This is a genomic window from Nocardia terpenica (genome assembly GCF_013186535.1).
GTDB lineage: Bacteria > Actinomycetota > Actinomycetes > Mycobacteriales > Mycobacteriaceae > Nocardia > Nocardia terpenica.
This window is the reverse complement of the sequence record NZ_JABMCZ010000001.1, coordinates 1,400,738-1,424,425: the sequence shown is the minus strand read 5'-3', so window position 1 is coordinate 1,424,425 and position 23,688 is coordinate 1,400,738. Positions and strand designations below refer to the sequence as shown.

The following is a 23,688-nucleotide window of genomic DNA, read 5'->3' as shown; positions in this document are numbered from 1 at the left end:
ACGGAACGAATATCGGAAAGCACACGCCGAATCCGACCGGTCCTCGAAATCGGTTCCGGCGGCCGTGAATTCGAACCGGGCGGGAGCCGAACCGGCGTCCCGCGCACCGGCCCGGCGAATCCCGTTCGTTACGAGGCGGTTTCGACCGGCACCGCGGCGGGGGCCGGGTCGGGCACCCGCCGCGGGCGGCAGGCGAGCACCAGCAGCGCACCGGCGAACGACACCAGCGCGGTGACGATCGTGGCATGGTTCCACCCGGCCAGCAGCTCGGCCTCGGCGGCACCGGCGGGCCGGGCCGCGAGCACGGCGACGACGGTGACGCCGATGGCCGAACCCACGTAGCGGGCGGTGTTGTTGGCGCCGCTGCCCAGGCTGCCGCGCCCGGCGGGCACGCTCGCGACCGCCTCGCGGCCGAGCGCGGCATTCACGACCCCGCTGACCACGCCGGTCGCGATGAGGCACGGCAGCAACCGCGGCCACCCGGCGCCGCCGTCGATGCCCAGCAGGCTCAGCTGCCCCAGCCCGACCGCCGCCAGCCCGATCGCCAGCTGCATCCGGCCCGAGACCCGGATGCGGCGCGCGATCAACGCGGTGACCATGCTGGTCGCCGACCAGCCGAACATCAGCCAGGCCGAGCCGAGCGTCGAAAAGCCCAGTGCCGTCACGGCGAAACCGAGCAGATACGACATGAGCGCGATGACTCCGGCGCCGGTCGCGAACGCCGCGGCGGTCGCGGCCAGGAACGCGGGCGCGGCGAACAGGCGAAGGTCCAGCATGGCCGACCGGCTGCGCAGCTCGACGAGCACGAACGCCGCCAGCAGCACCGCGGCCACGATCGCCAAGGCGACGACCACCGGCCGCGTCCACCCCGACCGGCCGAGGATCAGGGCCGCCAGCAGCGTGCTCATCCCCGCCGCGAGCAGCACCGTACCGGGAATGTCGAGGGCGCGGCCGTGCTCGGCCCGCGATTCGGCGACCAGCCGATGCGCGGCGACGGCCAGGATCAGCGCGCCGCCCGCGATCACCCAGTGCGCGGCCCGCCAGTCCACGACACGATCGGATCCGGCACCGAGCAAGGGCCCCAGCGCGATTCCGCCGCCGACCGCCGCGCCCCACACCCCGCTGGCGGTGGCGCGGGCGGGACCGACCGGGAACGCGTGCGCGATCAGGCCGAGGGAGGACGCGATGAGCGCCGCGCCACCCACCCCCTGCGCGACGCGGGCGAGCACGAACGGCAGCACCCCCGGTGCGAGCGCGGCCACCACCGAGGCGGCGGCCAGCACGATGGCCCCGGCGACGAACACGCGCCGCCGCCCGTGGTCGTCGGCGAGGGTGCCCGCCGACAGCAGCACCGCGCCCAGGCCGATGCTCATCGAGCTGAGAATCCAGGTGCGCCCGGCGGTATCGGCCGCGAGGTCCACCGCCGTCGGGTTGATCGTGGCCAGCGTGGCGGTGAACGCGACCAGCGTCAGCAGCGTTCCGGCGGCGGCGACGGCGAGGGTACGCGTCTGCTGCGTTCCCATCGGCAGGCTCCTTTGGTCTGGTGATAGAACCGTTCGACTCTAAGCGCGACCGTCAGGTTCGGTCAACAGACCAAGTGTGCGTAGACTGGTGGCCATGGCACTCGGAGTCCGCTATCCGAAACAGAACTGCTCGCTGGCCCGCGCGCTGGAGGCGGTCGGTGAGCGCTGGACGATGCTGATCCTGCGCGACGCCTTCTACGGCGTGCGCCGGTTCACCGACTTCGCCGATCACCTCGATATCTCGAAAGCCGTTCTCACCCAGCGGCTTTCCATGCTGATCGAGCAGGGCATCCTGGTCCGGGAGCGCAGCGGCGGCCACGACGACTACGTGCTGACCGAGCGCGGGCGGTCGCTGTGGCCCGCGCTGTACGCGCTCATGCGGTGGGGCGAGCACCAGACCGACCCGCCCTCGGCGCAGCGGCTGTTCTTTCACGCCGAGTGCGGCACCCGGGTCGACGCAGCCGGATACTGCGCGCCCTGCCGGTACAGCCCGGGTCCGGAGGAACTGGAGGTGCACCCCGGCCCCGGCATGCGTCCGGGCCGCACCGATGCGGTGTCGATCGCGATGCGCACCCCGCACCGGCTGCTCGAGCCGCTGGACACCCGCGCACACGCCCGCGGCACGACGAAATAGCCTTTCGTCGAACCGGGTTATCGGACAGGATCATTCAATGATCGAACGCCAGCCGCTGCTCGTCACCGCGGCGCGCATCACCACTCTCGACGGCCCCGACGCGGAGGCCATGGCGCTGATCGGCGATCGCATTCTCGCGGTCGGGTCGCTCGCCGACCTGCGCGATCGATTCGCGGCCGCCCGGATCGTCGATCTCGGCGGGCACCACATCGTGCCCGGGTTCAACGACGCGCACTGTCATCCGTCGGTGACGGCGGAAACCCGTCTGCGCCTGGATGTCTCGCCCGCGACCACGGCCGACGTGGACGCGTTGACCACCCGTATCGCGCAGCGTGCCGCGACGGTGGCCGACGGGGAGTGGATCTTCGCGGCGGGATATCACCCCCAGCGGATGCCCGGCGCGGACCCGCGGCTGACCCGCGACCTGCTCGACCGGATCTCGGTGACGAAACCCATTGCCGTGGTGCTGTTCAACTGGCATACGGCGGTGGTGAATTCGGCGGCGCTACGGCTGCTGGGTATCGATGACGACACGGCCGATCCGGTCGGCGGCGAGTTCGGGCGCGACCACGCGGGGCGGCTGGACGGGTGGCTGTTCGAACAGGCGTTCCTGAATCCGTACTTCTCGGGAACCGGTCGCACACCATGGATTCCGGAGCTGGACGACGAGCAGTTGGCCGGTGCGCTGCTGGCGGAGAACGAATACCTGCATTCGGTCGGCATCACCTCCTACACCGATGCGATCGTGACCCCGCAGGTCTGGCGGGTCTACGAGATCGCCCGCAGCGCAGCGACATTGACCCCGCGGGTGGGCATGCTGCTGTGGAACACCTACTTCGACTCGGCCGAACAGCTGGGCCTGCGTTCGGGTTTCGGGGACGAGCGGCTGCGGTTCGTCGGTGTGAAGGCCATGTACGACGGCGGATTGTTCGGCGGGACCTGCCTGTGCCGCCACCCGTATGCGGCGGGTACCGGCGCGGACAACGGGATTCGGCTCGTCGATCGGGCGGAGTTCGCGGATCTGGTGCGGCGCGTGCACGATTCGGGCAGCCGCATCTGCGTGCACGCCAATGGTGATCGGGCGGTGTCGGAGGTGCTGGACGCCATCGAGGCGGCCCGCGCGGGCAATCCGGGCAATCGGATCAATCACCGCATCGAGCATTGCAGCATGGTGGATGCCGAACTGCTGCACCGGATTCGCGCCGCCGACGTCACCCCGGTCCCGTTCAGCGGGGGAATTCGCCAGCACGCCCCGCAGCTGGTCAGGTACTACGGCGCCGAGCGCGCCACCGGCATCCTGCCGCACCGCGCCTTTCTCGACGCGGGGATCACCGTCGCCGGATCCTCGGATTATCCGACCACTCCGGCGGAACCGCTGGCGGCCATCGAATCCCTGCTCACCCGCGCGTCGGCGGCCGACGGCACGGTCCTCGGCCCCGAACACCGCATCTCGGTGCGGGAGGCGCTGGCGATCTACACGGTCGGGTCGGCGGCCGCCACCGGCGAATCGCATCTCAAGGGCAGGCTGGCGCCGGGAATGCTCGCCGATTTCACCGTGCTCGACACCGATATCGTCGACCATCCGGATCGGGTCGGGACGACATCGGTGGTGCAGACCTGGGTCGGCGGCACACCGGTCTGGGCCCGCGAGTGAACCCCCGTCACCGGGCGTCGGCGGCCAGCCCGAAGCCGAGGGCGATCAGGACGGCGGCGAGAGCACGCTCGATCCGCTGACGGATGCCCGTGCGCCGCAGCCAGTTTCCGGCCCGGTCGGCGGCCAGCACAATGCCGACGCACCAGGCGGTGTCCACGACGAGCTGGATCGCGGCCAGAATCAGGACGGTGGGCAGCACCGGCCCGGCGCTCGGCAGGAACTGGGGCAGGATCGTCAGCCCGAAGACCGCCGCCTTCGGATTGGCGGCAATCGAGATCAACGAGGCGCGGAACGCCGCCGCCGGGGTATGGCCCGCCGGTAGCGCCTTCATCATGGCCGCACCGAAACCCTCGTCGCGCCGCGCCCCGCGCCACGCCTGCACCCCGAGCCAGATCAGTACCACCGCACCGACGACGTGCACCCCGGTGTAGAGCATCCGATTGGCCACCAGCAGGGCCGACAATCCCGCCCCGCCCGCCAGCGTCCACCCGAATATGCCGATCTCGTTCCCCGCCACCGCCGCCAGTCCGGCGGCCCGCCCGTCGCGCACCGACCGCTGTAGAAACAATGCCGTCGCCGGGCCGGGCAGCACGGCGAGAATCAAACAGGCAGGCAGGAATTGGGGAAGGACGGACACCCAGTGCGGCATCCTCGCGATGCTGCCACGGCGATCCCCGCGCGGCGAGCGAATTTCGCGCGGTGGCACCGCGTACTCGGCCACGGGCGGACCGAGATTGGGGAACAATCGTGGTTGTGCCTACGAACAGCAGCGACTCGAGTGCGGCCGGAGCGTCCCAGGTGTCGAACGAGCGGGACGCGGAGTACCGCTGGGAGATACGGCGTGACGACAGGGTGGTGGACCAGGGCAGGATGAGCCTGGACGACGAGCATCCGTGGACGGGGGACGTCGCGGACAACCACTTCGAGGTCGGCAGTGCGTTTTTCGAGCAGGCGTGTTACGACGCGCTGGAGCGCTCTCGGGACGCCATTCTGGACGCGCACGTGGAGGGTCGGCCCGCGCCCGAACCCGTCGGCGTGGTGTCGGTGCTCCTGCAGGACGACGACGGCACCGCCCTGGTGTCGATGACCGCCAAGCTGACCCATAAACCGGTGACCGCCGAGGATGTCGCGGAACACCGGGCGCTGCTGCAGGAGTGCGAGGAGGAGGATCGACGCATGCTCGAGGCGCGCAAGCGGCAACAGGCCGAGAGCTGAGGCGATCGGCCTACTTGCAGTTGTGCGGCGCCGGGTCTCCGGACAGCCGCTCGCCCAGCCAGTGCGTGGAGCCGAGATAGCCGTTCAGGTAGCCCAGCAGGTGCTCACCGCCGACGATGCTGACCGTGGCCGAGACGCCGAGCGCGCACTGTTCCTCGTAGAGTTTCCTGGCATTCGCGGCGGGCATCCACGGGTCGTGGATGCCGTTGTAGATGTAGATCGGCATACCGGCCTTCTTGCCCTTCAAACTCAGTCTCCGGAACATCATTTCGGCGAATTCGGTGTGCAGCGGGTCGTGCATGTTCGCCAGCGCCTCGAAGGGGATACCGAACACTCCGAGCGTCGCCGTGGTCGAGCTACACACCTCCTTGATCGGTGAGGTCGCCGCCCACTGCGCCAGATGATTCATGTGCTCGAGTATTTCGGGATGTTCGCGCGCCGTCGCGAGGGTGACGCTCAGCAGGAGCCCCGAGGCATAGGTCCCGTCGAAGGTGTCGGCGAAGGCTCGATAGTCGGTGGCCAGACCGCCCATGGCGGCCCCGGCGAGATAGGGGGCCAATTCCGGAGCGTATTCATCGGTGAGCATCGCGGCGCCATAGGTGGCGATGGCGCCGCCGGAATAGCCGGTCATGCCGAAACGGCTCTCGCCGAACTGATCCGGCATCAGTTTGCGGACCGCGCGCACGGTGTCGAGCATCAGGTGACCGGCCACGGTCGGCTCGGCATAGGCCATCATCGGGCCCTCGTGGTCCGGGATCACCACCGCGTAATTCTGAATCGCCGCCCACATGCTCGGCGAGGGGACGAAGTCGTTGCCGTTGACGCCGTCGAGGCTGTACCCGTGCGACAGCAGGTAACCGGGGGTGCAGCGCCGGTTGAGTGCATTGATCGGCGTCGCGTTCAGGACCACCGGGCGGTCTCCGGGCCCGGTCCACCGGGTGAAGGGCAGCAACAGCGTCGCGGTGCCGACCGAGGGCTCGCCCGCCGAATTCGTGGACCGGAATTTCATGAGAATCGCCCGCTGAAACGGCGTCAGCACCGAGGTGAGCACCATCGGCACCGCGGGCCAGGTGATGTCGCGCGATTCGATGATGTCGCCGGGCGCGTACCGCTCGAGATTCTCGGGCCGGACGTCGAAGAAGGGATCACCGGTCGGACCGGATTGAATCGCTTTCCACAGCGTCGCCGTATCCGGCGACAACGTCGATTCGGGCGTCTGCGGAGCGGGCCCGGTCTTGCGCAGCACCGACCCGGGCGCGGGAATATGGTCGTCGATCCACTTCTGAAAACTGGTCGGCCCGTGATCCGCATCGGCGGGCAGATCGCTGTCCGCCCCGGCAGGTATGTGCCCCAGCGCCAACGAACACCCCAGCGCGATCGCGACCGCGATACTCCGTACACGTTTCACGACACACCCATCTGTGAGTTGGCACCCGAAAAGCGGATCGTGCAGGGCCTGGATCGAACGGGTAATCCGGCGAACACCTTCCCGCAAGATACCCCGGGAACCGGACAATTCAGCGGATTTATCGAGTGTCGGTGTGCGGGAGAACGGCGTGAGCGGCGGCCAGGAGTTCGGCGTCGGCGCACGGTGAGTCGCCGTCCGATGTCCGTCGCGGTGGTGGTGCTCGCGGTGGCGGGCCGATCGAATCGCCTGGGCATAGGCGGAGAGATATGGATGGGGCAGTGCGGGATTCAGGGGTTCCGGTGGGTGGGCGGTTGCACAGGGAAGGCCAGCATGGTGACGGCGATGGGGATGGTGCCGGTGGTGTGCGGGGGTCGGGCGGCGGTGTGGAGGTCGGCGGCGAGTTCGGCCAAGCGCAGGCGGGCGGTGTTCCAGGTGTGTGGGTCGACCCAGAGTTCGGCGTCGACGGTGACGCCGTCGGCGTCGGGGGTGCGGCGGGTGGCGCGGTCGGCCAGGGTGCGGGCCATCGCTTCGGCGAGCAGGGCGGTGCCCTCGTGCTGGTCGGACAGGGGTGTGCCGCGGATCGTGCGGTAGCGGCGTTCCCGGCCGCCGCGGCGGGCGCGTTCCTCGGCCAGTTCCACCAGGCCCGCGGCGGCCAAGCGGCGCAGGTGTTGGCTGGACAGGGCGTGTGAGATGTCCAGTTCGCGGGCCAGCTCGGCGGCCGACATCGGTCCGGGCCACATCAGGTTGAGCATCCGCAGACGCAGCGGGTGGGCCAGGGCGCGCAGCACGGGATCGGTTCCGGTCACCTGAGCCAGTAAAGCGCATGGCGGGGCGGCGCATTCCCTACTCCCAATGAATTGGTTGGGGGTAGGGTGTCGGGCACGGAACTCGATCCGAGGGGGGCAAATGCGCTGGGGCGCACTGAAAGTCCTGCGAGACCGCAATGCCGGTCTGTATCTGGGCGGGGTGATCGTCTCCGGATTCGGCAATACGGCGATGATGTTGGCCGCCGGAGTCTGGGTCAAGACGCTCACCGGTTCCAACAGCCTCGCCGCGCTCGTCGGATTCTGTCTCTGGGCGCCGACCATCGCCGGGCCCGCGCTCGGCATCCTGGCCGATCGGGTGCCGCGCCGTCGGCTGCTGGTCGTCACCAATCTGGCTCTCGCCGCGGTCATGACCACACCGCTGGCCCTGCGCTCGCCCGGACGGGTGTGGCTGCTGTTCGTCGCGCTGCTGGTGGTCGGCATCGGCATGGTGGTCACCGATGCCGCCGAGACCGCACTCGTGGCCACCGCCATCGCGCCGGAGCTGCGCGGCGACTTCAACGGTCTGGTGCGCACGGCCATCGAAAGCATGAAACTGCTTGCGCCCGTGGCCGGAGCGGGATTGTTCACCGCGATCGGCGGACCGGCGGTGGCACTACTGGACGCGTTCACCTTCGTCGCCGCCGCGGCAGCATTCCGACTACTGCGAGTCCCGCGACTGCACCCCCGCAGCGCCTCCCGCCGACGATGGACGACCGACACCACCGAAGGTCTTCGCTACCTGTGGCAGCAACCGGCGACGCGAGCAATCGTCGTCTCCGCAGGCATCGCGATCACGCTGTCCAGCCTCAGCAGCACCGCCACCTACGCAATGCTCGACACCGGACTACACCGCTCCCCGACCTTCGCCGGTGTGCTGATGCCGATACAAGGAGCGGGATCGATCGTCAGCGGCCTAGCGGCCGGTGCATTACTGCGCCGAACCTCCGAACGCCGCTTCGCGACAACCGGACTGACCCTGTTCGGCCTCGGCGTCCTCGCCCGAGCAACCCCATGGCTCCCGTCCGCACTCGGCGGCACCCTACTGATCGGCCTCGGCCTCCCCTGCCCCTGATCGCGGCAATAACCACCATCCAACGCAACACTCCAAACCCCCTACTCGGCCGCGTAGCCGCAACAGCCAACACAATCATGTTCGCCCCCAACGGCTTTGCGCTACTGACCGGTTCGGCCCTGATAGCCGCCCTGAACTACCGCACCCAAACCATCACCGCGGGCCTACTCGCCCTCACCACCGCCGCCCTACTGGCACGCACCAGCACAACCACGATCCACAAAGTCCGGCAGCACTCCGACTCTCTGGAGACGTAACGGAAGGCCGGATACGAAACCGGCCCCCGACCATGCACACTGAAGCGCTGATCAGGGGCCTACGTGAGCTCCCCCATCTGGACTCGAACCAGAAACCTGCCGATTAACAGGCAGTTGCTGGGGGGTGTAAAGCCCCCCGTCCTGCGATACCTCTCCGACATATGCTCAGGTCAGACGCATATTTGCTTGCAATGCCAAGCAGTTGCGCGCAAGTAGATGTCGGCAGTACTTGTTGGCAGTGAAAGTTGTCGGCAGTGCCCCCGGAGGGCGCTCCCGGCCAGTCTCTGTCATCAAGACCTGATGAAGGATTCCCGTGGCGAAAACCAAGACTGCTCGCGTTCCCAACGGCGCTCCGAGCTGCAAGTGGCGCGAGAGGAAGGGCGTCTATGAGGCGTCGCAGGCGAACCCGAACCGCGCCCGCGACGGCGTCCGTCGCCTCTACGCCTACAGCTCCACCTACGACGACGCGCTCGAGAAGCTCCGTGTCATGGTCGAACGCGCCCGCGCAGGCATGCCGGCCGTCACCGGCACCCAGACGGTCGCCGCCTGGATGGACCACTGGCTGGAGAACATCGCCAAGCGGAACCTGACGCCCAAGACCTACCGCGGGCACAAGTCGATCATCGACACCCACGTGAAGCCGCTCATCGGCCACATCAAGCTCCGTCACCTCACCCCCGACGATCTGAACGACATGTACGACAAGATCATTGTGAGGATCCGCGAGGACAGCAATGGGCGCTACGACGGGATCGGCTCGGCCCGACTAGCTCACCGCATCGTGCACACCGCGCTGCGGGCCGCGTATCGCCGTGATGAGGTGGCGCGCAACGTTGCTGAGCACGCGGAGCCGCCGTCCTCGAACAAAGAGTCGCGGCGTGCGATGACCGCCGACCAGGCCAAGCACCTGCTGCGCGTGGCGTACCAAAATGAGCACCCCTACACCAGCGCGCTGGCCGTCCTGCTCTTCACCGGGGTCCGTCTGGGCGAGGTGCTCGGGCTGACATGGGATCGTGTCTTCCTTCCCGAGTCCGCGGACGGCACAGGCGGATTCATCGATGTGACCTGGCAGCTCCAGTCGCACACCAAGAGTCACGGATGCGGCAACCAGCACGCGGACAAGAGCTGGCCGTGTGGCCGCAAGCGGGGCTCGGCCTGCCCGTTGGGCTTCTTCGACTTCCCTCTGGACTACGAGCACAAGCACCTATGCGACAGCCTGCACCTGACCCGCCCGAAGTCCGGCGCTTCGATTCGAAAGCTTCCCGTCACGCCGCAGCTCGCGGCGTTCCTGATGCTCCAGGCACAGAAGACGCGCAACCGCGTGGATAACGAGCACAACCTGGTGTTCACCGATCCGCGCTACCCGATCGCGCGACCGCTTCCTCCGCGCGCCGGGTGGGTGATGTTCAAGGAGTGCGCGGTCGCGGCCGGTCTCCCGGAGGACTTGGTGGTGCACGAGACGCGGCACACGACTGTGACGCTGCTCCATGAGGCAGGCGTCGACGCCGAGGTAATCCAGATGATCGTCGGGCACGCCAGCATCGCGACCACCAGGATCTACACCCACATCGGTCAGAACGTCGCCGCAGCAGCGCTACGCAATCTGGACAACTTCCTCGGGATCGACATGGCTGCCTAAAGCAAAACCCCCGCAGCTATTTTCACCGGGCTGCGGGGGTCACCACCCCAGGGGAGATGGGAGATCCCCCTGAGAACGCAAATCCTACCCGGCCCGCTCCCGCCGGCCGAAACCACCTGAAATGCACGAACCCCCGCAGAGTCGCCACTCCGCGGGGGTTCTCAAAACACCAAGTAGAGGTTGGTGCACGTCAATGCTAGCCAAGATCCGCGACGTCCGAATCCGCCCGGTCCATGCTTCCGCAGCCATCTCGGTCGTGGTGGCCTGGAAGGCGTTCGAGATGTCGTACGCCGCATTGTGCGGCTTGGCGGTGAACAACAAGGTCGATCCTGATCTCGCGTCGAACCTGCCGATTGCTCTCGAAGGTCTAACGATCGGCGCCATCATCGCGACCGCCCATTTCAAGACCAAGAGCCTGGCATGGTGGTACTCGATCGGCGTCTTCCTCATGGCGTCGATCGCGTCGATTGTTGGGAACGTCCAGTACGCCAAGGAAATCGGCGGGGGCACGGTAGCCCAGGTCCTCCATGGCGGCATGCCCGTCATCCTGATGCTCGCTGTCCACCTCACCCTGATGCTGCGCGAGGAGAAGCAGTCCACGGTCGCCACAGTAGAAGCCGCACAGCCGGTCATGGACACGGTGAACGCGCCGGCTGCGGACCTGGCACCGGAGTTCTGGACTCGCACCGCGCCCGACGGCACCACCGAGGCAGCACACATCGACTCCGTCGAGGCCGCCCCCGCCGCTTGACTGCGCCCGGCCGGGCACACAGACACTTCGCGCACACCGGTGGCCGTACGCGCCATCCCGGTGCGGCGCGGTGTGGCTGTGCGTCCGGTCGGCATCGGTTCCCAGGGCCAGCTGGCCGCCTTGCCGGCTGGCCGCAACCCCACCCAGAAGTCCGTCTCCCGCCAGCGCCACCACGACCAGGACCCCCGGCCGCCGCCGCATGGGTAGCCGACATGCCACAGCACACATGAACGGACTCATCCACGGAGAGCGCCGTCGACCAAACGCGCCCAGATCGGATTCGGCGCACCGCAATCCACATGAAAGGCTCCACACCGAACACGAGGATGGAATAGGCATGATCTTCGACAAGACCGACGGCACCCGGACGATGATCCGCGAGTACCTCAGCCTTCACAGGGACGACAGCTTGGCGGATCTGCGCGTCACTGCCGCCCTGGCCATTGTCGACCAGGCAGACGAACTGCGCCTCACCCGCGCCGAACTGGCCACCGTGCTCGGCCTCAACGGCACCACGAACCTGTCCCATCTAATGATGGGTCGCCTGAATAAGTACAGCGTCGAGTGGCTTCTGCGCGCCGCCCAGGCCGTCGGGATGACGATCGAATTCGCCCTCGCTGCGGACCCGAGCAAGACCGAGAAGCTTCGACAGTGGCGGGTTGCGCAGCTCGAGGAGTAGCCGACAGCACGGCCGGGCGAGTCGCAAACCGCCCACTAACCGCCATCCGGAGCCGCCCCCTGCTCCCACACGTTGCGCCGATCACCCAGCGACAGTGCTTCTTCCGGACCGATTCCGCTGCGGACCACGTGTCCGACAAGCACGCCTTGAGTGACCCGAACCAGGGCCTTCCACTCCTGATCGCGCTCGGGGTCTGTCACGAGGGCGAGGATTTTGGTGAGCGCCGTAGGATGCGGGAGCACTTCCCAACGCTCAGGAGTCAAAGCGATCGAACGCAGTTCGTCCGTGAGCGGGTCGAGGGACAGTTCATCGGACACACGAGTGAACCCGACCTCATCCACCGTCACCGATTCGCCGGGACGGGTTATCGAGCGAACCGCAGCCAAGGTCTGTGTCGCTTGCCAAATCCCATACGCCAGCAGCTCGCTCACCGTTTCGGCGTCGATGGATCGCTCATGTGCTCGTTTCCACCAGCCCGGGTTCTCCGGAATCAGCCACTGCACTAGACCTTCGGCGTGGCGAATACTTCTGTCCCACAGCGCGGTTGCCTCGTCGCCCATACGAGAACGCTAACGGTCCGAAAGTCGATTTGCTTGTCCTTCATTCGTTCTCCGGGTACGCACCGTGAGGAAGTTCGGCGCGGTCGAGAAATGCCCAGCCCTCGTCGGTGACATCGAATCCGCCGTAGCAGCCGCAGGTGCACCCTTCGAGCCAGCCGCGGTCGATGAGGCGTTGAGCCTTGGCGCGGACGAGCTTGCTGGGCATGTCCGGCTGTTCATGGTTGCCTGGGCCGCGTTCGATTCGGTAGCCGCGCATTTCGAGGATGGCGCATAGGTCAGTGAGCAGAGCCCAGCGGCCTTGGCACCAGTCGATGGCGTAGGTGACGGCGTCGAGGAACTCGCGGTCTGGGATGTCGCGGGCGTGCCGGACCGGGATGCCGCCCGCGGCGTGCTTGAAGGCGGAGATCACCGCGGTGGCGGGTACGTCGATGGCGATGTCCCAGATGGTCGGCGGTGCGGCCGTGGTGTGGTCGTCCCACGGTTGGCCGCGCCATGTGTCGATGCGAATCGGGTTGTGATGGGTGGAGTAATCACACACGGTGAACTCGCCTGGGATAGCGGGGAGTAGGTGGTCGCGCACGAGCTGGCGGAGGACGGCGTGATCATCGACGTGGTCCCACGCGTCGATGTAGTAGCCGAGCTCCTCGATGCTCCACAGCCATTCGGTGATCAACTCGCCGTCGCGGAACCCGTGCTTGGAGAACAGCCCCTCCGCGTGCAGATGCAGGTCAGGCAGGCTCATTGGGTTCCGGTTGAGTGACCGCGGCAAGTCCGTAGTTCGCCCCGCGCTTGACGACCTGCCAGCGGCCATGGATCTGACCTCGGTCGATGGTCCGGCTGGTCAACAGTTCCAGCATGTCGGTCGCGAACATCTCCCACTGGCGACCGGTCGAGTCGTCGGTGAACAGGTACTTGATCGACGACCGGCCGCGGGTGAGGTCGAAGACTCTCAGAGTGGCGGTGAACGGGGTGTTCTCGCGCCATTCGATGTCGCGGTCCCAGGCGGAGACGTAGGCGCGCATGTTGCCGTCCGCGGCAACGGGATAGGTGACGAGTGGCATCTCAGTGCTCCTGCGAGGCGCGGGCGGCGGCCACGATGTCGTCGAGCGACACCGACCCCTCGGCGATGGCGCAGGCCATCGCGAGGGCGGCATCGGCGTCGCCGGCCTGGATCTTCTTCACGGCCTCGACCAACTCGGCGCGTGTAGTGGCGTCTTTCATCGCACGGGTACGGTGTTGGCCAGCCCGGTGCCGGGCCAGCACTGGAATCCGGCTGGGAGTGCCTTGCCGGAGGACACGAGGTCCAGGCATTTGGCGACTAGGACGTTGGGGTCGCGCGAGACCGAGTCCGACAGCACGCGGTTGGCCTGGGCCTGCGCAGCCGCAGTGCGCTGGGATTCCTCGGCGATGCGGGTGGAGGCGATCTGAGCCTGGTAGGCGTTGATCTTGTCCTGGGTGACCTGGTCGAAGTGGACCAGGCTGATGATCACGCCCTGGACGTCGATCCATTTGCCGATCTTGGCCTTGAGCTTGTCGGTGACCTGGCCGGAGAGCTGGTCGAGCTTGGGGGCGTCGGCGGCCTCGGCCGAGAGCGGGTTGTAGCTGGCGAACACTCCGTTGATGACGGCGTTGAGTTCGCGGGTGACCAGCGAGTTCTTGATGTTTTCGTCGGACTGGTAGTCGCGGTACAGCTCGTCGGCTGCGGTCTGCACGATCCGGTACCTGACCGTGTTATCCACACAGGCTGTGGAATTGTTGGCAAGTCGGACCGCGGTGCCGCCGTCGCATTTGCCGTCGGCGAATCCGCCTGTCTGCGAGTCGGTTCGGATGGTGCCCGACAGTTCGATGACCTTCTGCCAGGGAGCGACAGGGTGGATGCCGTTCGACAAGGTGCCGGTGGGCTTGCCGAACGACGTGGTGATGCCGACGTTGCGGGTGGACACGATCGTGAACGACGACAGGGCAAATAGCAGCACGGCGATGGCGCCGGAGATGGCGGCGGTCAGGGTGCCGCCGTTGGCGAGGCCCTGGCCGGTAGCCCGCAGGTACACACCCACGAACACTGAGAGTGTAGCGACGACCGCGATGAAGCACGCGAGGGAGAAGAGGAAAGGCACGTAATCGCTTTCGGGGATCAGGGCCGATTATCCGGAGGGTTCCGGATAATCGGCGTGGGTCGAGCGATGGTTCAGGCAGAGGGGCGCAGGTAGTGCACGACCAGGCCGCGCAGGGCCTTGATCTCGCGCTTGTTGGCCTCGAGCTCACCGGTGAGCTCCTTGTTCACCTGCATGAGGACGGCGACATCCTCGAGGTGAGCAATGGTCTGGCCCGACGCCGGCACCGGGGTGGGGTCCGAAGCGATCGGCGCCGCGACGGCGGCGCGGGTCTTGGTGGAGGCGGTGACGGTCTTGCGCTTGCCGCGGTGCGACTTGAAGATTCCGGCTTCGCGAGCCCAGGCGTGCAGGGTCGATACGGCTGGTCCGTTCTCGAATTCCTCGGCGACGATGACGCATGCGTCGGACTGCTTCATGCCCGCCTGGCGGGCCTGTTCGAGCAGTTCCAGGGCCGTGGACTTGGTCTGGATTGTGTACGGCGAGGGGAAAGTGCCCATGGTTGTGCTCCAGTTCGTTTGGTGGGGTGGGTGTTTCAGGCGGCAGCGCGGTGAATGCGCTTTTCGAAGGATTTGACGTTGAGACCGAAGTAGGCGGCCAGGCGCTCTGTGTCGGTCACCCGGAATGAGCGGATGTGGGCGTACTCGTCCTCGAACACGCCCGCCGTGGCGCCGTTGGTCACTGGCGGCCCCGAACCTCGGTGACGCCGTGCAGCGATCTCACCGAAAGTGAGGTCTTCTTCGACTTCCCATGGCCCACTGGGCTTTTGGGACTCGAGCATTAGCCGAGGTATTCGCGGAAGGGACCGAACTGTTCGGTGGGGCCGAAGACGTAGGTTCCCCAGTTGCCGCCGGTGCCCAGGCCCCATTTGCCGTTGCGGTTCTCCCAGCGGTCGCCTTCTTGGTCGACGACGATGACGTTGGCCGGTATGTCTGCGAGGTTTTCCCAGGTGCGCGGCTTGGTGGCCGGTTTGGTCCAGCCAGCCTTCACGAGCGCTTCGGCGAGCGGCGCAGAGCGGCGCACATGGTTGCGGCGGTCGGTGTCGGTCAGGTCCGCCCACTTGCGGGGCAGGCCGAGGTCCCACGGGCGAGCGTGCAGGTGCGGCGCTGCTTCGTAAATGGCTTTGGCGAAAGCGAATTCGCGCCCTTCCTCAGCGGTTGCCTGGGACAGGTCAGCTTTGGCCGTGGCGAGGTAGTCCTTCAGCACGCTGGTGTGGTCGTTGTCAGCGTGGGTTTCTAGCCAGCGGATGACGGTTTCGAGTTCCTTGGCGGTGGGCGTACTCATTCGGATGGTCCTTCGGTGGCGGGGATGTGGTGAGGCTCAGGCGGCTTGGGTGCTGCTGGGCTGCCAGATTTCGCGGGCGGATGGCCCGAAGACGTTGGGGGCCTGGTCGCGTAGCTCGCGGCCGATCCATGCGGCGATGCGGCGCATTTCCTTATCGACACCGTCGGCATCGCGCTGGATGAGGAAGTCGATCCAGGCCCGGTAGTTGCCGGTGACAACGATGCGGGTTTCGGCGTTGCCGGGCAGGTGGGCGCGTGCGGCTTCGCGGGCTTCCTTGTGGCTCGCGCCGCGGCCTCGGTAGATGTCGACCCACTTGTGGTACTTCGACAGAGCTGCGCGGGCGCTCTGTTCGAGGTCGTGGATGGCCTCGGGGTCGTTCTCGTACAGCGGCGGGATGACGAAGTTGATCTCATCGGCGTCGACGTAGCGCTGGGAGAGTTCCGAACGCGGGATGTGGCGGTGGCGGATCAGTTCGTGGGTCAGCGAGCGGGAGACGCCGGTGATATAGAAGGTGGCGTTTGCGTGCTCAAGGACGCTCCAATGCTTCTGGCGCAGAATATTTTTCAGGTATCCGCGGGTGGTAGCGGTCTCGGGGTTCGGGCGCTCCCAGGACTGGTAGCAGGTGCGTCCAGCGAACACCGCCAGCTCTTCGCCGTCGTCGAGGGAGTCCTCTCCGAGGCTGTAGTCCGGGGTATCCGGGAGCCACAGGCTGGTGGTGGCGATCAGGGCTACATGGGGCTGCACGAACAAACTCACGGCCAGAACCCTATATCCCATGGAACGCTTGGAACGGATGGCTTTACACCCTGAAGACGTGTCTATGTGTTGCAATGCAGAAGACGCCCGGCCACGTATATGGCCGGGCGTCTATCAATGGAACGCTGAGTGGGAAGCTAGATGTCCTTGAAGCTGAAGTCGTCCAAGTCTGGCGAGAGCTGATCGTCAGACCAGTTGTTCGATGCCGACACCACCAAGCCGCCGTATCGCTGCGATGGTGACGGGGTGGCGACGTTTTCGATGTCGGTCCAGGCGACAACCACCTTTGGTGAGGAGTCTGGGTTGCGGATGAGCTGGTAGACGTTGCCCGATACCCGAAACTCAGCGATATCGCCGGATTTGAAATTCGATGTGACTCCGCCTTTTTGGAGCTTCTGTTGGCCCGCGGTCACCGTGAAGATGCCCGACTTCTCCGCGTCCGTGCAGATCTTGGCAATGACGAGTTCTCGCAGCGTTGTGTTGGCTCGGACCACCAGGCCGGCCGCGATATCGGTGGGGGCTCCAGCGAGCGTGGCGCGGACGAAGTGGTCGTCAGTGCTTACCGCGGTGGCGGTATAGACGACGACCTGCTCAGACGCATTGCTTATGCCTCCGGGTGGCGCGCCGGCACGCAGACGGTTTGAAGCCAGGATTGGGCTGCCACTGGTCCCGAACGCCTTGGCAGTCCAGTTGCCGCCCAAGCTTGCGCGGTTGAAGTCGTCGCGGATTTCGGTTGCAGACGACCACAGCAGATCTGCGCCGATGCTGACCTTTTGGATGGCAGCTGATCCGATGGAAACCTTGGTGATGGCCGAAGATTCCGTGGAGACGGGCATCGCGTCGATCCTTGAGGTTGAGGAGTTCGGGTCTCGGTCAGGTGCGCCGCTTCGTACCTTCGGGTAAGAACGCGCGTACGTAGGAGTTAGGGCTCGCCGCCGCGGCGGGGCCGGAGTTGAACATCGAATTACCCTGCGCTTCAACGCCTATCAAGCTGCCCGTTTTGACGTCGACGTCGGTGGCGGTGACCGATGCGGTAGCGCTGCCGAAGGTGGGGACGGTGAACTTGGAACCTGTGGCGATGGTCTTGCCGTCGAGGGTTAGCCGCATGGTGATGTCGAAGGTGTACGAACTCGCTGGGCCCCACACGATCGACGCCGTGATGGTGACGCCCTTGCCGGCAGCCGGGATGACGAGTTTGTTGGTCGCCACCGCGGAGCCGGGGTATTTCGTGTCCGCCTTCCAGCCCTGAACCGGCGCGTATGACGTACCCGAGGATGCGCTGGAGCCGAGGACCGCTCCGGCTGGGACGAACTGGACTGCGGTCCACAGCTGTGTAGCTCCGAGGCTTACTGTCTGAATATCGTTGTTGCCAACTGCAATTTTGGCGATCTCGACCGCCGCGAGGCTCGTCGGCATCAGGCAGTCCGTAGGTAGATGGTGTTGGTGTCCTTGGTAGGGATTGCGTTGAACTGGGCCTCGGTGCCCACCCACAGCGATAGTGTTCTTGGCCCCGCAGCGTCTTGCCCGGACAGGTACCCCGGGGCGAGCTTGGACAGCGCGATGGCTGCACCAGGGGCGATCTTGGCGTTGGTGACGCTGCCGTCGGTCGGTACTCGTTGATCGGAGAGGCGTGGGTCGTCGCCCGCAGCGGCGGTGGCGGAGGTGGTCCCCAGGGTGAGGCTCGATGTGCCAGCGCCGAGGGTGGAACGAGCAGAGGCGGCAGTTGCGGCGGTCAGCACCGCACGACCGATATTGGTGGCGTCGACGATGTCGGCGGAGCCGGTCGTCACGGCGCCGGTCCGGCCGTTGACGCTCGACACTGGCGAGGCCGGATAGGTGCGCTCTCGCCAGCTGGTGAGCTGACTGGCCGGTTCGGCGATCAACTGCCAGTCGGTGCCTTTGTCCGTGCGGGTGCACCAATCGCCACGCTGCCCAGACAGCGCCAGCATTGCGGCCTGGTTCGCGACGGCTCCGAGGAAGTCGGTCATAGCCACCGCGGGGATGAGCGCCTCGGGCAGCTTGCCGGTGCCGTCGACCTGCACCGCGGAGTCCGCGCGGGCCAATGAGGACTGCACAGCCGAATCCAGTTCCGTACGTGGGATGCCCGCACCTGGCTTCTGATAGGCGGTCGCGGCCCGCTCCAGGCCGGCCTGCACCGCGGTGTCGAGATGGGCTTTCGGGATGCCAGCGGAAGGCTTTACGTACTTGCTGTCCAGCGCGGCGACATCGGCCTTGGTATTCCAGCCGACCACCACGGGATGTTCGAAGGTGCCGCCCAACTCGCCTGGGTTGGCCCCGGGAAGCATGATGCCGCCCTTGATTGTCTTGTCGGCGTTCGGGATTCCGGATCCGACGGTTTCGCTGGCGTGCTCTGCCCAGTACTTCGCGGTGGCGGCGTGGTCGCCTGCTTTGGTCTTGGAGTCCGCGGCGGCGCTGGCATCCGCGCGGGTGGTGTCACGTGCGGCTTGTGCTTCCGAGCGCGCGGCGCTTGCGGAGTTCGCCGATGCGGTCGCGTCGTCGGCGGCAGTGCGTGCGGCGGCGCGGGAGGCATCGGCGGCGCTGGCTGAGCCTGCTGCGGCATTGGCGGAGTCAGCGGCGTTGCGCGCCGAGCTGGCTGCCGCAGTTGCTGACGATGCAGCCTGGTCGCGTGCGGTCACGGCGGTGGCCGATGCGGTGCTTGCGGACTTCGCCGAAGCGTCGGCGGCCTTGGCGGAGGTGTCGGACGCTGCGGCGGCGTTGGCGGCAACCCCGGCGTTGATCAGCGATTCGTCGGCCTTGCGGGTGGCGGTCGCTGCGGCGTCGGTGGCGACGGTCAGTGCCGGGACCGGCACGTCGACGGCGGTGGGTGCGGTCGACATGTTGAACCGCAATCCGGTTGAGGTGGCCGCAATTGCGTCGATACCGCGACCGGGGTCTCCCTTGTCGCCGCGTAGCGGTGAGCCTTTGCCTTTGGCGGGCCAGGCTGCTCCGTTCCAGAAGTAGACCAGATTGTCTTCCAGCACGAGGTAGCAGCGGCCGTTGTCGTCGGGGCCGAGGCCGGTGGGTAGCTCGGTGTAGAGGTTCTTGACGCCGTTGAGGTCGATGCCGTGACCGTCGCGGCCGGCGACAGGGACCAGCACGCCCCCGGTGGGCAGGGTCGGTGCGGCGCCAAGAGTTGGGATGTTCGGCGGTACGCCGATGATGACGTCAGTCATTGGGTTTCACTTCCACGCCTTGACCTGCCCGGCCGCCAGGTTGTCAGGTTCGGCGGCAGCGTTGGCTTTGAACATCAGATAGACCGGGGAGCGGTCCGGGATCGCCGCGGCCACAGCCTGTTTCACGGTCAGCGTGGCGAGGTCTTCCTGAATGGTGAACGGCCACCGCACGGGTGAGGCACCGGAGCCGACAAGCAGGTACAGCTCGCAGCCGGGAGGGTAATTGCCTGCGGCCCACCGGAATTGCCATACGAGCCCGGAGTATTTCTTGATGTGTACGACGAGTTTCGGTACGCCGAGACCGATTTCCCACTTGTCAGCCACGGGTCCTCCAGTCGGGGTCATCGGCAGTGAGCGCGTCGTGCAGCTCGTCCATGAAGCAGCCGGTTTGGCCGGGGGTGCACATCATCAGATAGAGGTCGCCGTATTTGTCGATGCGTTCGAGCGCCTCCATATCGCGGCCGATGTGGCGGGTGAAGGCGATGGTGGCGGCGTTGGTCGCGGCCTCGGTGGGTGCGCCCTGGGGGTCATAGTCGGGGTCGTCGGACTTGATCGCCGCATACAGGCCGGGTACGGCGTAGTTGTGGATGTACTTGCGCGCCGATTCGAGGTCGTGGAATCCGATGTAGCGGCGCGAACCGAATCCGTCGAGCGCGTTGGCGACGAAGAATTCCTTGATGTGCTTGAGCTTGTCGGTCATGGCCTATCGCAGTACGTAGAAGGGGACTTTCGTCGATTCGTTGTAGTTGAGCGCCTTCTCCTCGATCGAGGCCGCCATGCCGCCGCCGCAGTAGCAGTACTGGGCGCGCGGGAACGCTTGACCAGCTGCGGGGTTGATCTTGTTCATCGTGATGCACAGGAAGGATGAACATGTCTGCCCGATGCCGGTGAGCTGCAACGTGGCGACCGCGAACACGTCGCCCTGCTTGGCGGTGATCGCGGTGCCCAGGTTGAATCGGTACTCGGTGTTGGTGGCGCCGAAGCTTCCGCGCATGTCTACTGCGGCCGAGATGGGATTGAGCAGTGTCAGATTCCCGGTTTTTGTGTCGACCGAATAGACGCCGATGTAGAAGCCGTTGATGCCGAACGCGGTGATCGAGCCGCCGGTGATGAACCCGACTTCCTTGTAGGTCCGATCCCGTTGCGCCTGTATGTATCCGATTTCGAGGCTGTTGAATCCGTGACCGGCGGGCTGGTAGTCGGGGACCTGTCGTAGCGAGTGGGAGTGGCTGCCGCTATTTCCGCCGCCGGTGGAGGTCGACGATGCAGCACCGAAGGTGAGTTGGGAGCGCGGGAAGGTGGTGTCTTCGTTGACACCTAGTGACTGCCACATGGGCGAGTTGATCGGCACTTGCGACAGTGAGGGCTTGTCCGACAGCGGGTCGTCGACGTTCTGCTTCATGGCGCTGCGTGCGTCGGCGTAGGACTTCTTCACACCGCCGGTCATGAACGCGGTGGCTTTGTCTTTGTCGATGTCGAAGCCGTATTTGGTGCCGAACCGGAATGCACCGTCGGGCGGATTGCCGATAGGGAAGCTCACGGGGTGATCCCTCGCTTCTCGGCGTATTCGGCGAGCGCGGAACGCAATTCGGCGATCTCGACGCGGCTGGCAGTGAGTTCGGCCTTGGTGTCGGCAAGCTCGGTGCGTAGCTCTGCGATCTGGGATTGATAGCGGGCGGCGTCTTCGCGGGCCTGGGCCAGCACGCTGTCGAGTTGTGCGGCGACGCCGGAGAGCTGGAGCGATAGCAGCTCGACACGTTGATCGTTGAGGATGGCGGCAGCGGCCTCGATGCGGGCCTGGCGTTGAATGCGCCGCACCCGCGCCCCGGCCACGAATTCGATGACCGGGCGCAGGATCTCGCGGACCTTCGGCACGGCCGCCGCCGCGATCGTGAGGACCGCAACGGCGACCGACGCCCACACCACCCAGGGGTGACCGTCTACCGGCATCAGTTACCGAACCTTGTCCGCCAGCTGGTCGCCAGCGACGTTGGTCAGCAGCGAGATCAGCGCGGCCAGGCCGGCGGCGCTGACGCTGGCAGTCCAATCGGCGTCGAGCACGCCGGTGAACACCACCAGCGAACCGGCCAGCGACTGCGCGAACGTCTTCACCGCCCGCTTGCCGACGTCGAGCAGACCGTCACGGGTAAATACATCAGCCATATTCAGTTGTCCTTACTGGTGTTTCAGTTGGTCGGAACCCGATTGGGGCACTCGGTGACCGCGCAGGTACGCGCGCACTCGGGCGGGGACAGCTCGGCGAGCTTGTCAACCACGGTCTTGTTGCCCAGCTGCGGCCAGCCACCGTACTGTCCGGCGTCGCGCTGGCCTGCGCCACACAGCTGTTCACGAACGTCCTTGACGTCGTTGACGACGGGGCCGACGTAGGTGGCCAGGCATTCGTAGATCAGGGCCTTGAGTGCTTCTGGGGAGTAAGGCAAGTCATCCTCCTGTGTGCTGAATAGCGCTTCTAGTCCCGCGCGGGTGCCACGGAACGCATTGACGTCGAGTACGTATCCGGCGACCTGCCCCTTTTCGGAGAACTGGTAGACCGCTACGACGTTGCCGCCGTAGCCGCTCCAGCCGGGGTGGTCCTCGCCGGGGTAGAGCTCACTGGCGTAGCCGGTGCCGTCGACGTAGTGCGAGGACATCAGCGGCGGCAGACCGGACAGGTCCGGGCGCCCGATGTGGCCGTGCCAGAACCAGCGCGGCAGGTAAATCAGGATCACGCGGTAGCCGCGGGCGGTGAACTCGTCGACCACCGCGCGGGTGAGTTCGACTCCCCCGGAGCCGACTTCGACGTCGAGCATCACCGGAATGGCGCGGTCCGGCTCGGTAGCGGCGTAGTTGTCGACCTGCTCACGCGCCGAGATGCCTTCGCGGACATAGTGATAGGCCGCGAACAGCAGGCCGTTGGCCCGTGCTCCATCGCGCTGAGCGACGTATTCGGGGTTGACGTAGTCGCTGCCCTCGGTCGCCTTGGCGATGACGTAGGCGAAACCCTCGGCCTTCACTCGGGCCATGTCGAGGCCGCGCTGATAGGACGCGATGTCGATGCCGAAATGTGTCTGCACGCGATCTCCAACCTGGGGTTGTTCTGGCTCCGGGCTGCCGGGCTCGGTGGCACCCAAGAGCCACGGCTGCGGGTCGATCTGGGAGCCGGCCGCCCATACGGTGGGATGCACCTCGAAATGCAAGTGGGGGCCGGTGGATTGGCCGTTGGAGCCGACGTAGCCGATCAGCTGCCCTGCTTCGACCCGGTCACCGCGGCTCAGCCCGGTCGCGCCGGCGTCCCACATGTGGCCGTAGACCGTGGTACCGCCCCCGGATTCGGCTGGGTGGTCGATCACGATCCACTGGCCGAACCCGGACGCGGCGCCAATGTAGGCGACGGTGCCGGATTGGGCGGCGTAGAACGGAGTGCCGTCATTCGCGGCGAAGTCCAGGCCGAGATGGCTGGTGCCCCAGCGTGGCCCGAATCCGGACGCGATCGAGTAGGTCCCCTGCTTGAGGGGCATGCAGCGAACCAACGAGGAAACTCCCACCAGGGCAGACGCAGCCGCGCGCATCTGCGCGACGCGTGTCGAATCAGGAAACCCGCGCCCCCAACGCCGGTAGTCCTGATTGTCACCCGCCCTGCTCGGCCACGGTAGATGTTTGATCTCCGCCTGCGGGCCTTACAGCTCTTCGGCGAAGTTGGTGGGCTCTTCTGGCTCGGGTAGGTAGCCGCCGGCCTTGAACAGATCGAGCATGGCCGAGCGTTCCTGCACGGTCATGGCGTCCGGGCTGGGAAGCACGATCAGCTCTGGATCGGGGGTGTCCATAGGTACCCACTGGGTGGCGGGGTTCCACACATTGACCGGTCCACGCATGGGCCGTTGCAGCTTCTTGGTCTGCTTGGGCAGATCGTTGATGTCGATCTTGCCGTTGGCGTCAGCCAACCGTGCCAGCCATGGCGCCCACACGTAGCCGATCTCGACGAGATGCTTGGAGATGATCGCCGCCCAGGCCGGCGGGATACCGACGCCGCCGGGACCGAGGCCGGGCACGTTGATCAGGGCCGCGGCGAAGTGCTGCTCGGGGTCGTTGAAGTCGACGGTGTCGAAGGTCGAGTACACGAAAGTTGATTCCTTAATTCAGTTTTC

General features: G+C 66.3%; 31 protein-coding genes. 8 read left to right on the top strand and 23 right to left on the bottom strand.

What is annotated here, in order from left to right; all coding sequences use genetic code 11:
• Positions 1 to 128 precede the first annotated feature (128 nt).
• The gene (locus HPY32_RS06730; protein ID WP_067592457.1) at positions 129 to 1,523 is read right to left on the bottom strand and encodes an MFS transporter; all 1,395 of its coding nucleotides are present in this window, start codon (positions 1,521 to 1,523) and stop codon (positions 129 to 131) included.
• Between the two features lie 94 nt (positions 1,524 to 1,617).
• Here HPY32_RS06730 and HPY32_RS06725 point away from each other — a divergent pair, with 94 nt between their 5' ends.
• A complete protein-coding gene (locus tag HPY32_RS06725; protein WP_067592459.1) occupies positions 1,618 to 2,157 on the top strand; it encodes a winged helix-turn-helix transcriptional regulator in 540 nt (179 codons plus the stop codon).
• Positions 2,158 to 2,194: 37 nt separating this feature from the next.
• Positions 2,195 to 3,811 (top strand): amidohydrolase, encoded by a 1,617-nt coding sequence (locus HPY32_RS06720; protein WP_067592461.1) that lies wholly within the window; start codon positions 2,195 to 2,197, stop codon positions 3,809 to 3,811.
• 7 nt (positions 3,812 to 3,818) lie between these two features.
• Here the strand turns inward: HPY32_RS06720 and HPY32_RS06715 are convergent, their stop codons facing one another.
• Positions 3,819 to 4,460, bottom strand: coding sequence for a LysE family translocator (locus HPY32_RS06715; RefSeq protein ID WP_067596144.1), 642 nt, complete (start codon positions 4,458 to 4,460; stop codon positions 3,819 to 3,821).
• A 104-nt stretch (positions 4,461 to 4,564) separates the two neighbouring features.
• Here HPY32_RS06715 and HPY32_RS06710 point away from each other — a divergent pair, with 104 nt between their 5' ends.
• Complete coding sequence (locus tag HPY32_RS06710; protein WP_156674631.1) at positions 4,565 to 5,026, top strand: hypothetical protein; 462 nt, start codon at positions 4,565 to 4,567, stop codon at positions 5,024 to 5,026.
• Positions 5,027 to 5,036: 10 nt separating this feature from the next.
• Here the strand turns inward: HPY32_RS06710 and HPY32_RS46070 are convergent, their stop codons facing one another.
• Together HPY32_RS46070 and HPY32_RS06700 are read right to left on the bottom strand one after the other, a co-directional pair.
• The gene (locus HPY32_RS46070) at positions 5,037 to 6,434 is read right to left on the bottom strand and encodes a lipase family protein (RefSeq protein WP_067592466.1); all 1,398 of its coding nucleotides are present in this window, start codon (positions 6,432 to 6,434) and stop codon (positions 5,037 to 5,039) included.
• Positions 6,435 to 6,721: 287 nt separating this feature from the next.
• A complete protein-coding gene (locus HPY32_RS06700) occupies positions 6,722 to 7,240 on the bottom strand; it encodes an ArsR/SmtB family transcription factor (protein ID WP_082871660.1) in 519 nt (172 codons plus the stop codon).
• 100 nt (positions 7,241 to 7,340) lie between these two features.
• Here HPY32_RS06700 and HPY32_RS06695 point away from each other — a divergent pair, with 100 nt between their 5' ends.
• From HPY32_RS06695 to HPY32_RS06680, 5 genes are all read left to right on the top strand, one after another.
• Entirely contained in the window at positions 7,341 to 8,312 is a 972-nt protein-coding gene (locus HPY32_RS06695; RefSeq protein ID WP_197696583.1) for an MFS transporter, read from the top strand.
• Positions 8,313 to 8,389: 77 nt separating this feature from the next.
• Positions 8,390 to 8,569, top strand: coding sequence for a hypothetical protein (locus tag HPY32_RS43800; protein WP_067592482.1), 180 nt, complete (start codon positions 8,390 to 8,392; stop codon positions 8,567 to 8,569).
• Positions 8,570 to 8,882: 313 nt separating this feature from the next.
• On the top strand, positions 8,883 to 10,208 hold the full coding sequence (locus tag HPY32_RS06690; protein ID WP_067592484.1) for a site-specific integrase: 1,326 nt from the start codon (positions 8,883 to 8,885) through the stop codon (positions 10,206 to 10,208).
• Between the two features lie 193 nt (positions 10,209 to 10,401).
• On the top strand, positions 10,402 to 10,959 hold the full coding sequence (locus tag HPY32_RS06685; protein WP_067592486.1) for a DUF2637 domain-containing protein: 558 nt from the start codon (positions 10,402 to 10,404) through the stop codon (positions 10,957 to 10,959).
• A 337-nt stretch (positions 10,960 to 11,296) separates the two neighbouring features.
• A complete protein-coding gene (locus tag HPY32_RS06680) occupies positions 11,297 to 11,638 on the top strand; it encodes an XRE family transcriptional regulator (protein ID WP_067592488.1) in 342 nt (113 codons plus the stop codon).
• A gap of 35 nt (positions 11,639 to 11,673) precedes the next feature.
• On the opposite strand, the gene HPY32_RS06675 is transcribed toward HPY32_RS06680, so the two are convergent.
• The 19 genes from HPY32_RS06675 to HPY32_RS06585 form a co-directional block, all read right to left on the bottom strand.
• Complete coding sequence (locus HPY32_RS06675; protein WP_067592497.1) at positions 11,674 to 12,198, bottom strand: hypothetical protein; 525 nt, start codon at positions 12,196 to 12,198, stop codon at positions 11,674 to 11,676.
• Positions 12,199 to 12,238: 40 nt separating this feature from the next.
• Positions 12,239 to 12,940: a hypothetical protein gene (locus tag HPY32_RS06670; protein ID WP_067592498.1), complete on the bottom strand. Its 702-nt coding sequence runs from the start codon at positions 12,938 to 12,940 to the stop codon at positions 12,239 to 12,241.
• The gene (locus tag HPY32_RS06665; RefSeq protein WP_067592502.1) at positions 12,927 to 13,259 is read right to left on the bottom strand and encodes a hypothetical protein; all 333 of its coding nucleotides are present in this window, start codon (positions 13,257 to 13,259) and stop codon (positions 12,927 to 12,929) included. The genes HPY32_RS06670 and HPY32_RS06665 overlap by 14 nt, the downstream gene beginning before the upstream one ends.
• A 1-nt stretch (position 13,260) precedes the next feature.
• Positions 13,261 to 13,419 carry a hypothetical protein gene (locus HPY32_RS06660; protein ID WP_156674633.1) on the bottom strand — a complete coding sequence of 53 codons (159 nt, stop codon included), beginning with the start codon at positions 13,417 to 13,419 and terminating at the stop codon, positions 13,261 to 13,263.
• The gene (locus HPY32_RS06655) at positions 13,416 to 14,315 is read right to left on the bottom strand and encodes an SPFH domain-containing protein (RefSeq protein WP_067592505.1); all 900 of its coding nucleotides are present in this window, start codon (positions 14,313 to 14,315) and stop codon (positions 13,416 to 13,418) included. Before HPY32_RS06655 ends, HPY32_RS06660 begins: the two co-directional genes overlap by 4 nt.
• A 71-nt stretch (positions 14,316 to 14,386) precedes the next feature.
• Positions 14,387 to 14,809: a hypothetical protein gene (locus tag HPY32_RS06650; RefSeq protein WP_067592508.1), complete on the bottom strand. Its 423-nt coding sequence runs from the start codon at positions 14,807 to 14,809 to the stop codon at positions 14,387 to 14,389.
• Positions 14,810 to 14,844: 35 nt separating this feature from the next.
• A complete protein-coding gene (locus HPY32_RS06645; RefSeq protein ID WP_156674634.1) occupies positions 14,845 to 14,991 on the bottom strand; it encodes a hypothetical protein in 147 nt (48 codons plus the stop codon).
• A gap of 98 nt (positions 14,992 to 15,089) precedes the next feature.
• Complete coding sequence (locus HPY32_RS06640) at positions 15,090 to 15,593, bottom strand: hypothetical protein (RefSeq protein ID WP_067592515.1); 504 nt, start codon at positions 15,591 to 15,593, stop codon at positions 15,090 to 15,092.
• A 36-nt stretch (positions 15,594 to 15,629) separates the two neighbouring features.
• Positions 15,630 to 16,349: an FAD-dependent thymidylate synthase gene (gene thyX, locus HPY32_RS06635; RefSeq protein ID WP_171982729.1), complete on the bottom strand. Its 720-nt coding sequence runs from the start codon at positions 16,347 to 16,349 to the stop codon at positions 15,630 to 15,632.
• Between the two features lie 137 nt (positions 16,350 to 16,486).
• Positions 16,487 to 17,185, bottom strand: a complete 699-nt coding sequence (locus HPY32_RS06630; protein ID WP_156674636.1) for a hypothetical protein — start codon at positions 17,183 to 17,185, stop codon at positions 16,487 to 16,489.
• A gap of 37 nt (positions 17,186 to 17,222) precedes the next feature.
• On the bottom strand, positions 17,223 to 17,765 hold the full coding sequence (locus HPY32_RS06625; protein ID WP_156674637.1) for a hypothetical protein: 543 nt from the start codon (positions 17,763 to 17,765) through the stop codon (positions 17,223 to 17,225).
• Complete coding sequence (locus HPY32_RS44430; RefSeq protein ID WP_156674638.1) at positions 17,765 to 19,543, bottom strand: phage upper tail fiber protein; 1,779 nt, start codon at positions 19,541 to 19,543, stop codon at positions 17,765 to 17,767. Before HPY32_RS44430 ends, HPY32_RS06625 begins: the two co-directional genes overlap by 1 nt.
• 6 nt (positions 19,544 to 19,549) lie before the next feature.
• Positions 19,550 to 19,867 carry an LtfC-like domain-containing protein gene (locus HPY32_RS06615; RefSeq protein ID WP_067592525.1) on the bottom strand — a complete coding sequence of 106 codons (318 nt, stop codon included), beginning with the start codon at positions 19,865 to 19,867 and terminating at the stop codon, positions 19,550 to 19,552.
• Positions 19,860 to 20,243, bottom strand: coding sequence for a hypothetical protein (locus HPY32_RS06610; protein ID WP_067592527.1), 384 nt, complete (start codon positions 20,241 to 20,243; stop codon positions 19,860 to 19,862). The genes HPY32_RS06615 and HPY32_RS06610 overlap by 8 nt, the downstream gene beginning before the upstream one ends.
• 3 nt (positions 20,244 to 20,246) lie before the next feature.
• Positions 20,247 to 21,083 (bottom strand): hypothetical protein, encoded by an 837-nt coding sequence (locus HPY32_RS06605; protein WP_067592530.1) that lies wholly within the window; start codon positions 21,081 to 21,083, stop codon positions 20,247 to 20,249.
• Positions 21,080 to 21,493 carry a hypothetical protein gene (locus HPY32_RS06600; protein WP_156674639.1) on the bottom strand — a complete coding sequence of 138 codons (414 nt, stop codon included), beginning with the start codon at positions 21,491 to 21,493 and terminating at the stop codon, positions 21,080 to 21,082. The genes HPY32_RS06605 and HPY32_RS06600 overlap by 4 nt, the downstream gene beginning before the upstream one ends.
• 3 nt (positions 21,494 to 21,496) lie before the next feature.
• Complete coding sequence (locus tag HPY32_RS06595) at positions 21,497 to 21,706, bottom strand: holin (protein WP_067592536.1); 210 nt, start codon at positions 21,704 to 21,706, stop codon at positions 21,497 to 21,499.
• Positions 21,707 to 21,729: 23 nt separating this feature from the next.
• Positions 21,730 to 23,061, bottom strand: coding sequence for a peptidoglycan DD-metalloendopeptidase family protein (locus HPY32_RS06590; RefSeq protein WP_067592539.1), 1,332 nt, complete (start codon positions 23,059 to 23,061; stop codon positions 21,730 to 21,732).
• 159 nt (positions 23,062 to 23,220) lie between these two features.
• Positions 23,221 to 23,661 carry a phage gene 29 protein family protein gene (locus HPY32_RS06585; RefSeq protein WP_067592542.1) on the bottom strand — a complete coding sequence of 147 codons (441 nt, stop codon included), beginning with the start codon at positions 23,659 to 23,661 and terminating at the stop codon, positions 23,221 to 23,223.
• Positions 23,662 to 23,688 lie beyond the last annotated feature (27 nt).

Excerpts from the sequence above, each read along its gene's own strand:
- HPY32_RS06730 (WP_067592457.1), bottom strand. The coding sequence starts at position 1,523 with ATGGGAACGCAGCAGACGCGTACCCTCGCCGTCGCCGCCGCCGGAACG.
- HPY32_RS06725 (WP_067592459.1), top strand. The coding sequence starts at position 1,618 with ATGGCACTCGGAGTCCGCTATCCGAAACAGAACTGCTCGCTGGCCCGC.
- HPY32_RS06720 (WP_067592461.1), top strand. The coding sequence starts at position 2,195 with ATGATCGAACGCCAGCCGCTGCTCGTCACCGCGGCGCGCATCACCACT.
- HPY32_RS06715 (WP_067596144.1), bottom strand. The coding sequence starts at position 4,460 with ATGCCGCACTGGGTGTCCGTCCTTCCCCAATTCCTGCCTGCCTGTTTG.
- HPY32_RS06695 (WP_197696583.1), top strand. The coding sequence starts at position 7,341 with ATGCGCTGGGGCGCACTGAAAGTCCTGCGAGACCGCAATGCCGGTCTG.
- HPY32_RS43800 (WP_067592482.1), top strand. The coding sequence starts at position 8,390 with ATGTTCGCCCCCAACGGCTTTGCGCTACTGACCGGTTCGGCCCTGATA.
- HPY32_RS06685 (WP_067592486.1), top strand. The coding sequence starts at position 10,402 with ATGCTAGCCAAGATCCGCGACGTCCGAATCCGCCCGGTCCATGCTTCC.
- HPY32_RS06680 (WP_067592488.1), top strand. The coding sequence starts at position 11,297 with ATGATCTTCGACAAGACCGACGGCACCCGGACGATGATCCGCGAGTAC.
- HPY32_RS06675 (WP_067592497.1), bottom strand. The coding sequence starts at position 12,198 with ATGGGCGACGAGGCAACCGCGCTGTGGGACAGAAGTATTCGCCACGCC.
- HPY32_RS06670 (WP_067592498.1), bottom strand. The coding sequence starts at position 12,940 with ATGAGCCTGCCTGACCTGCATCTGCACGCGGAGGGGCTGTTCTCCAAG.
- HPY32_RS06665 (WP_067592502.1), bottom strand. The coding sequence starts at position 13,259 with ATGCCACTCGTCACCTATCCCGTTGCCGCGGACGGCAACATGCGCGCC.
- HPY32_RS06660 (WP_156674633.1), bottom strand. The coding sequence starts at position 13,419 with ATGAAAGACGCCACTACACGCGCCGAGTTGGTCGAGGCCGTGAAGAAG.
- HPY32_RS06650 (WP_067592508.1), bottom strand. The coding sequence starts at position 14,809 with ATGGGCACTTTCCCCTCGCCGTACACAATCCAGACCAAGTCCACGGCC.
- HPY32_RS06640 (WP_067592515.1), bottom strand. The coding sequence starts at position 15,593 with ATGAGTACGCCCACCGCCAAGGAACTCGAAACCGTCATCCGCTGGCTA.
- HPY32_RS06630 (WP_156674636.1), bottom strand. The coding sequence starts at position 17,185 with ATGCCCGTCTCCACGGAATCTTCGGCCATCACCAAGGTTTCCATCGGA.
- HPY32_RS06625 (WP_156674637.1), bottom strand. The coding sequence starts at position 17,765 with ATGCCGACGAGCCTCGCGGCGGTCGAGATCGCCAAAATTGCAGTTGGC.
- HPY32_RS44430 (WP_156674638.1), bottom strand. The coding sequence starts at position 19,543 with ATGACTGACGTCATCATCGGCGTACCGCCGAACATCCCAACTCTTGGC.
- HPY32_RS06610 (WP_067592527.1), bottom strand. The coding sequence starts at position 20,243 with ATGACCGACAAGCTCAAGCACATCAAGGAATTCTTCGTCGCCAACGCG.
- HPY32_RS06600 (WP_156674639.1), bottom strand. The coding sequence starts at position 21,493 with ATGCCGGTAGACGGTCACCCCTGGGTGGTGTGGGCGTCGGTCGCCGTT.
- HPY32_RS06595 (WP_067592536.1), bottom strand. The coding sequence starts at position 21,706 with ATGGCTGATGTATTTACCCGTGACGGTCTGCTCGACGTCGGCAAGCGG.
- HPY32_RS06590 (WP_067592539.1), bottom strand. The coding sequence starts at position 23,061 with ATGCCCCTCAAGCAGGGGACCTACTCGATCGCGTCCGGATTCGGGCCA.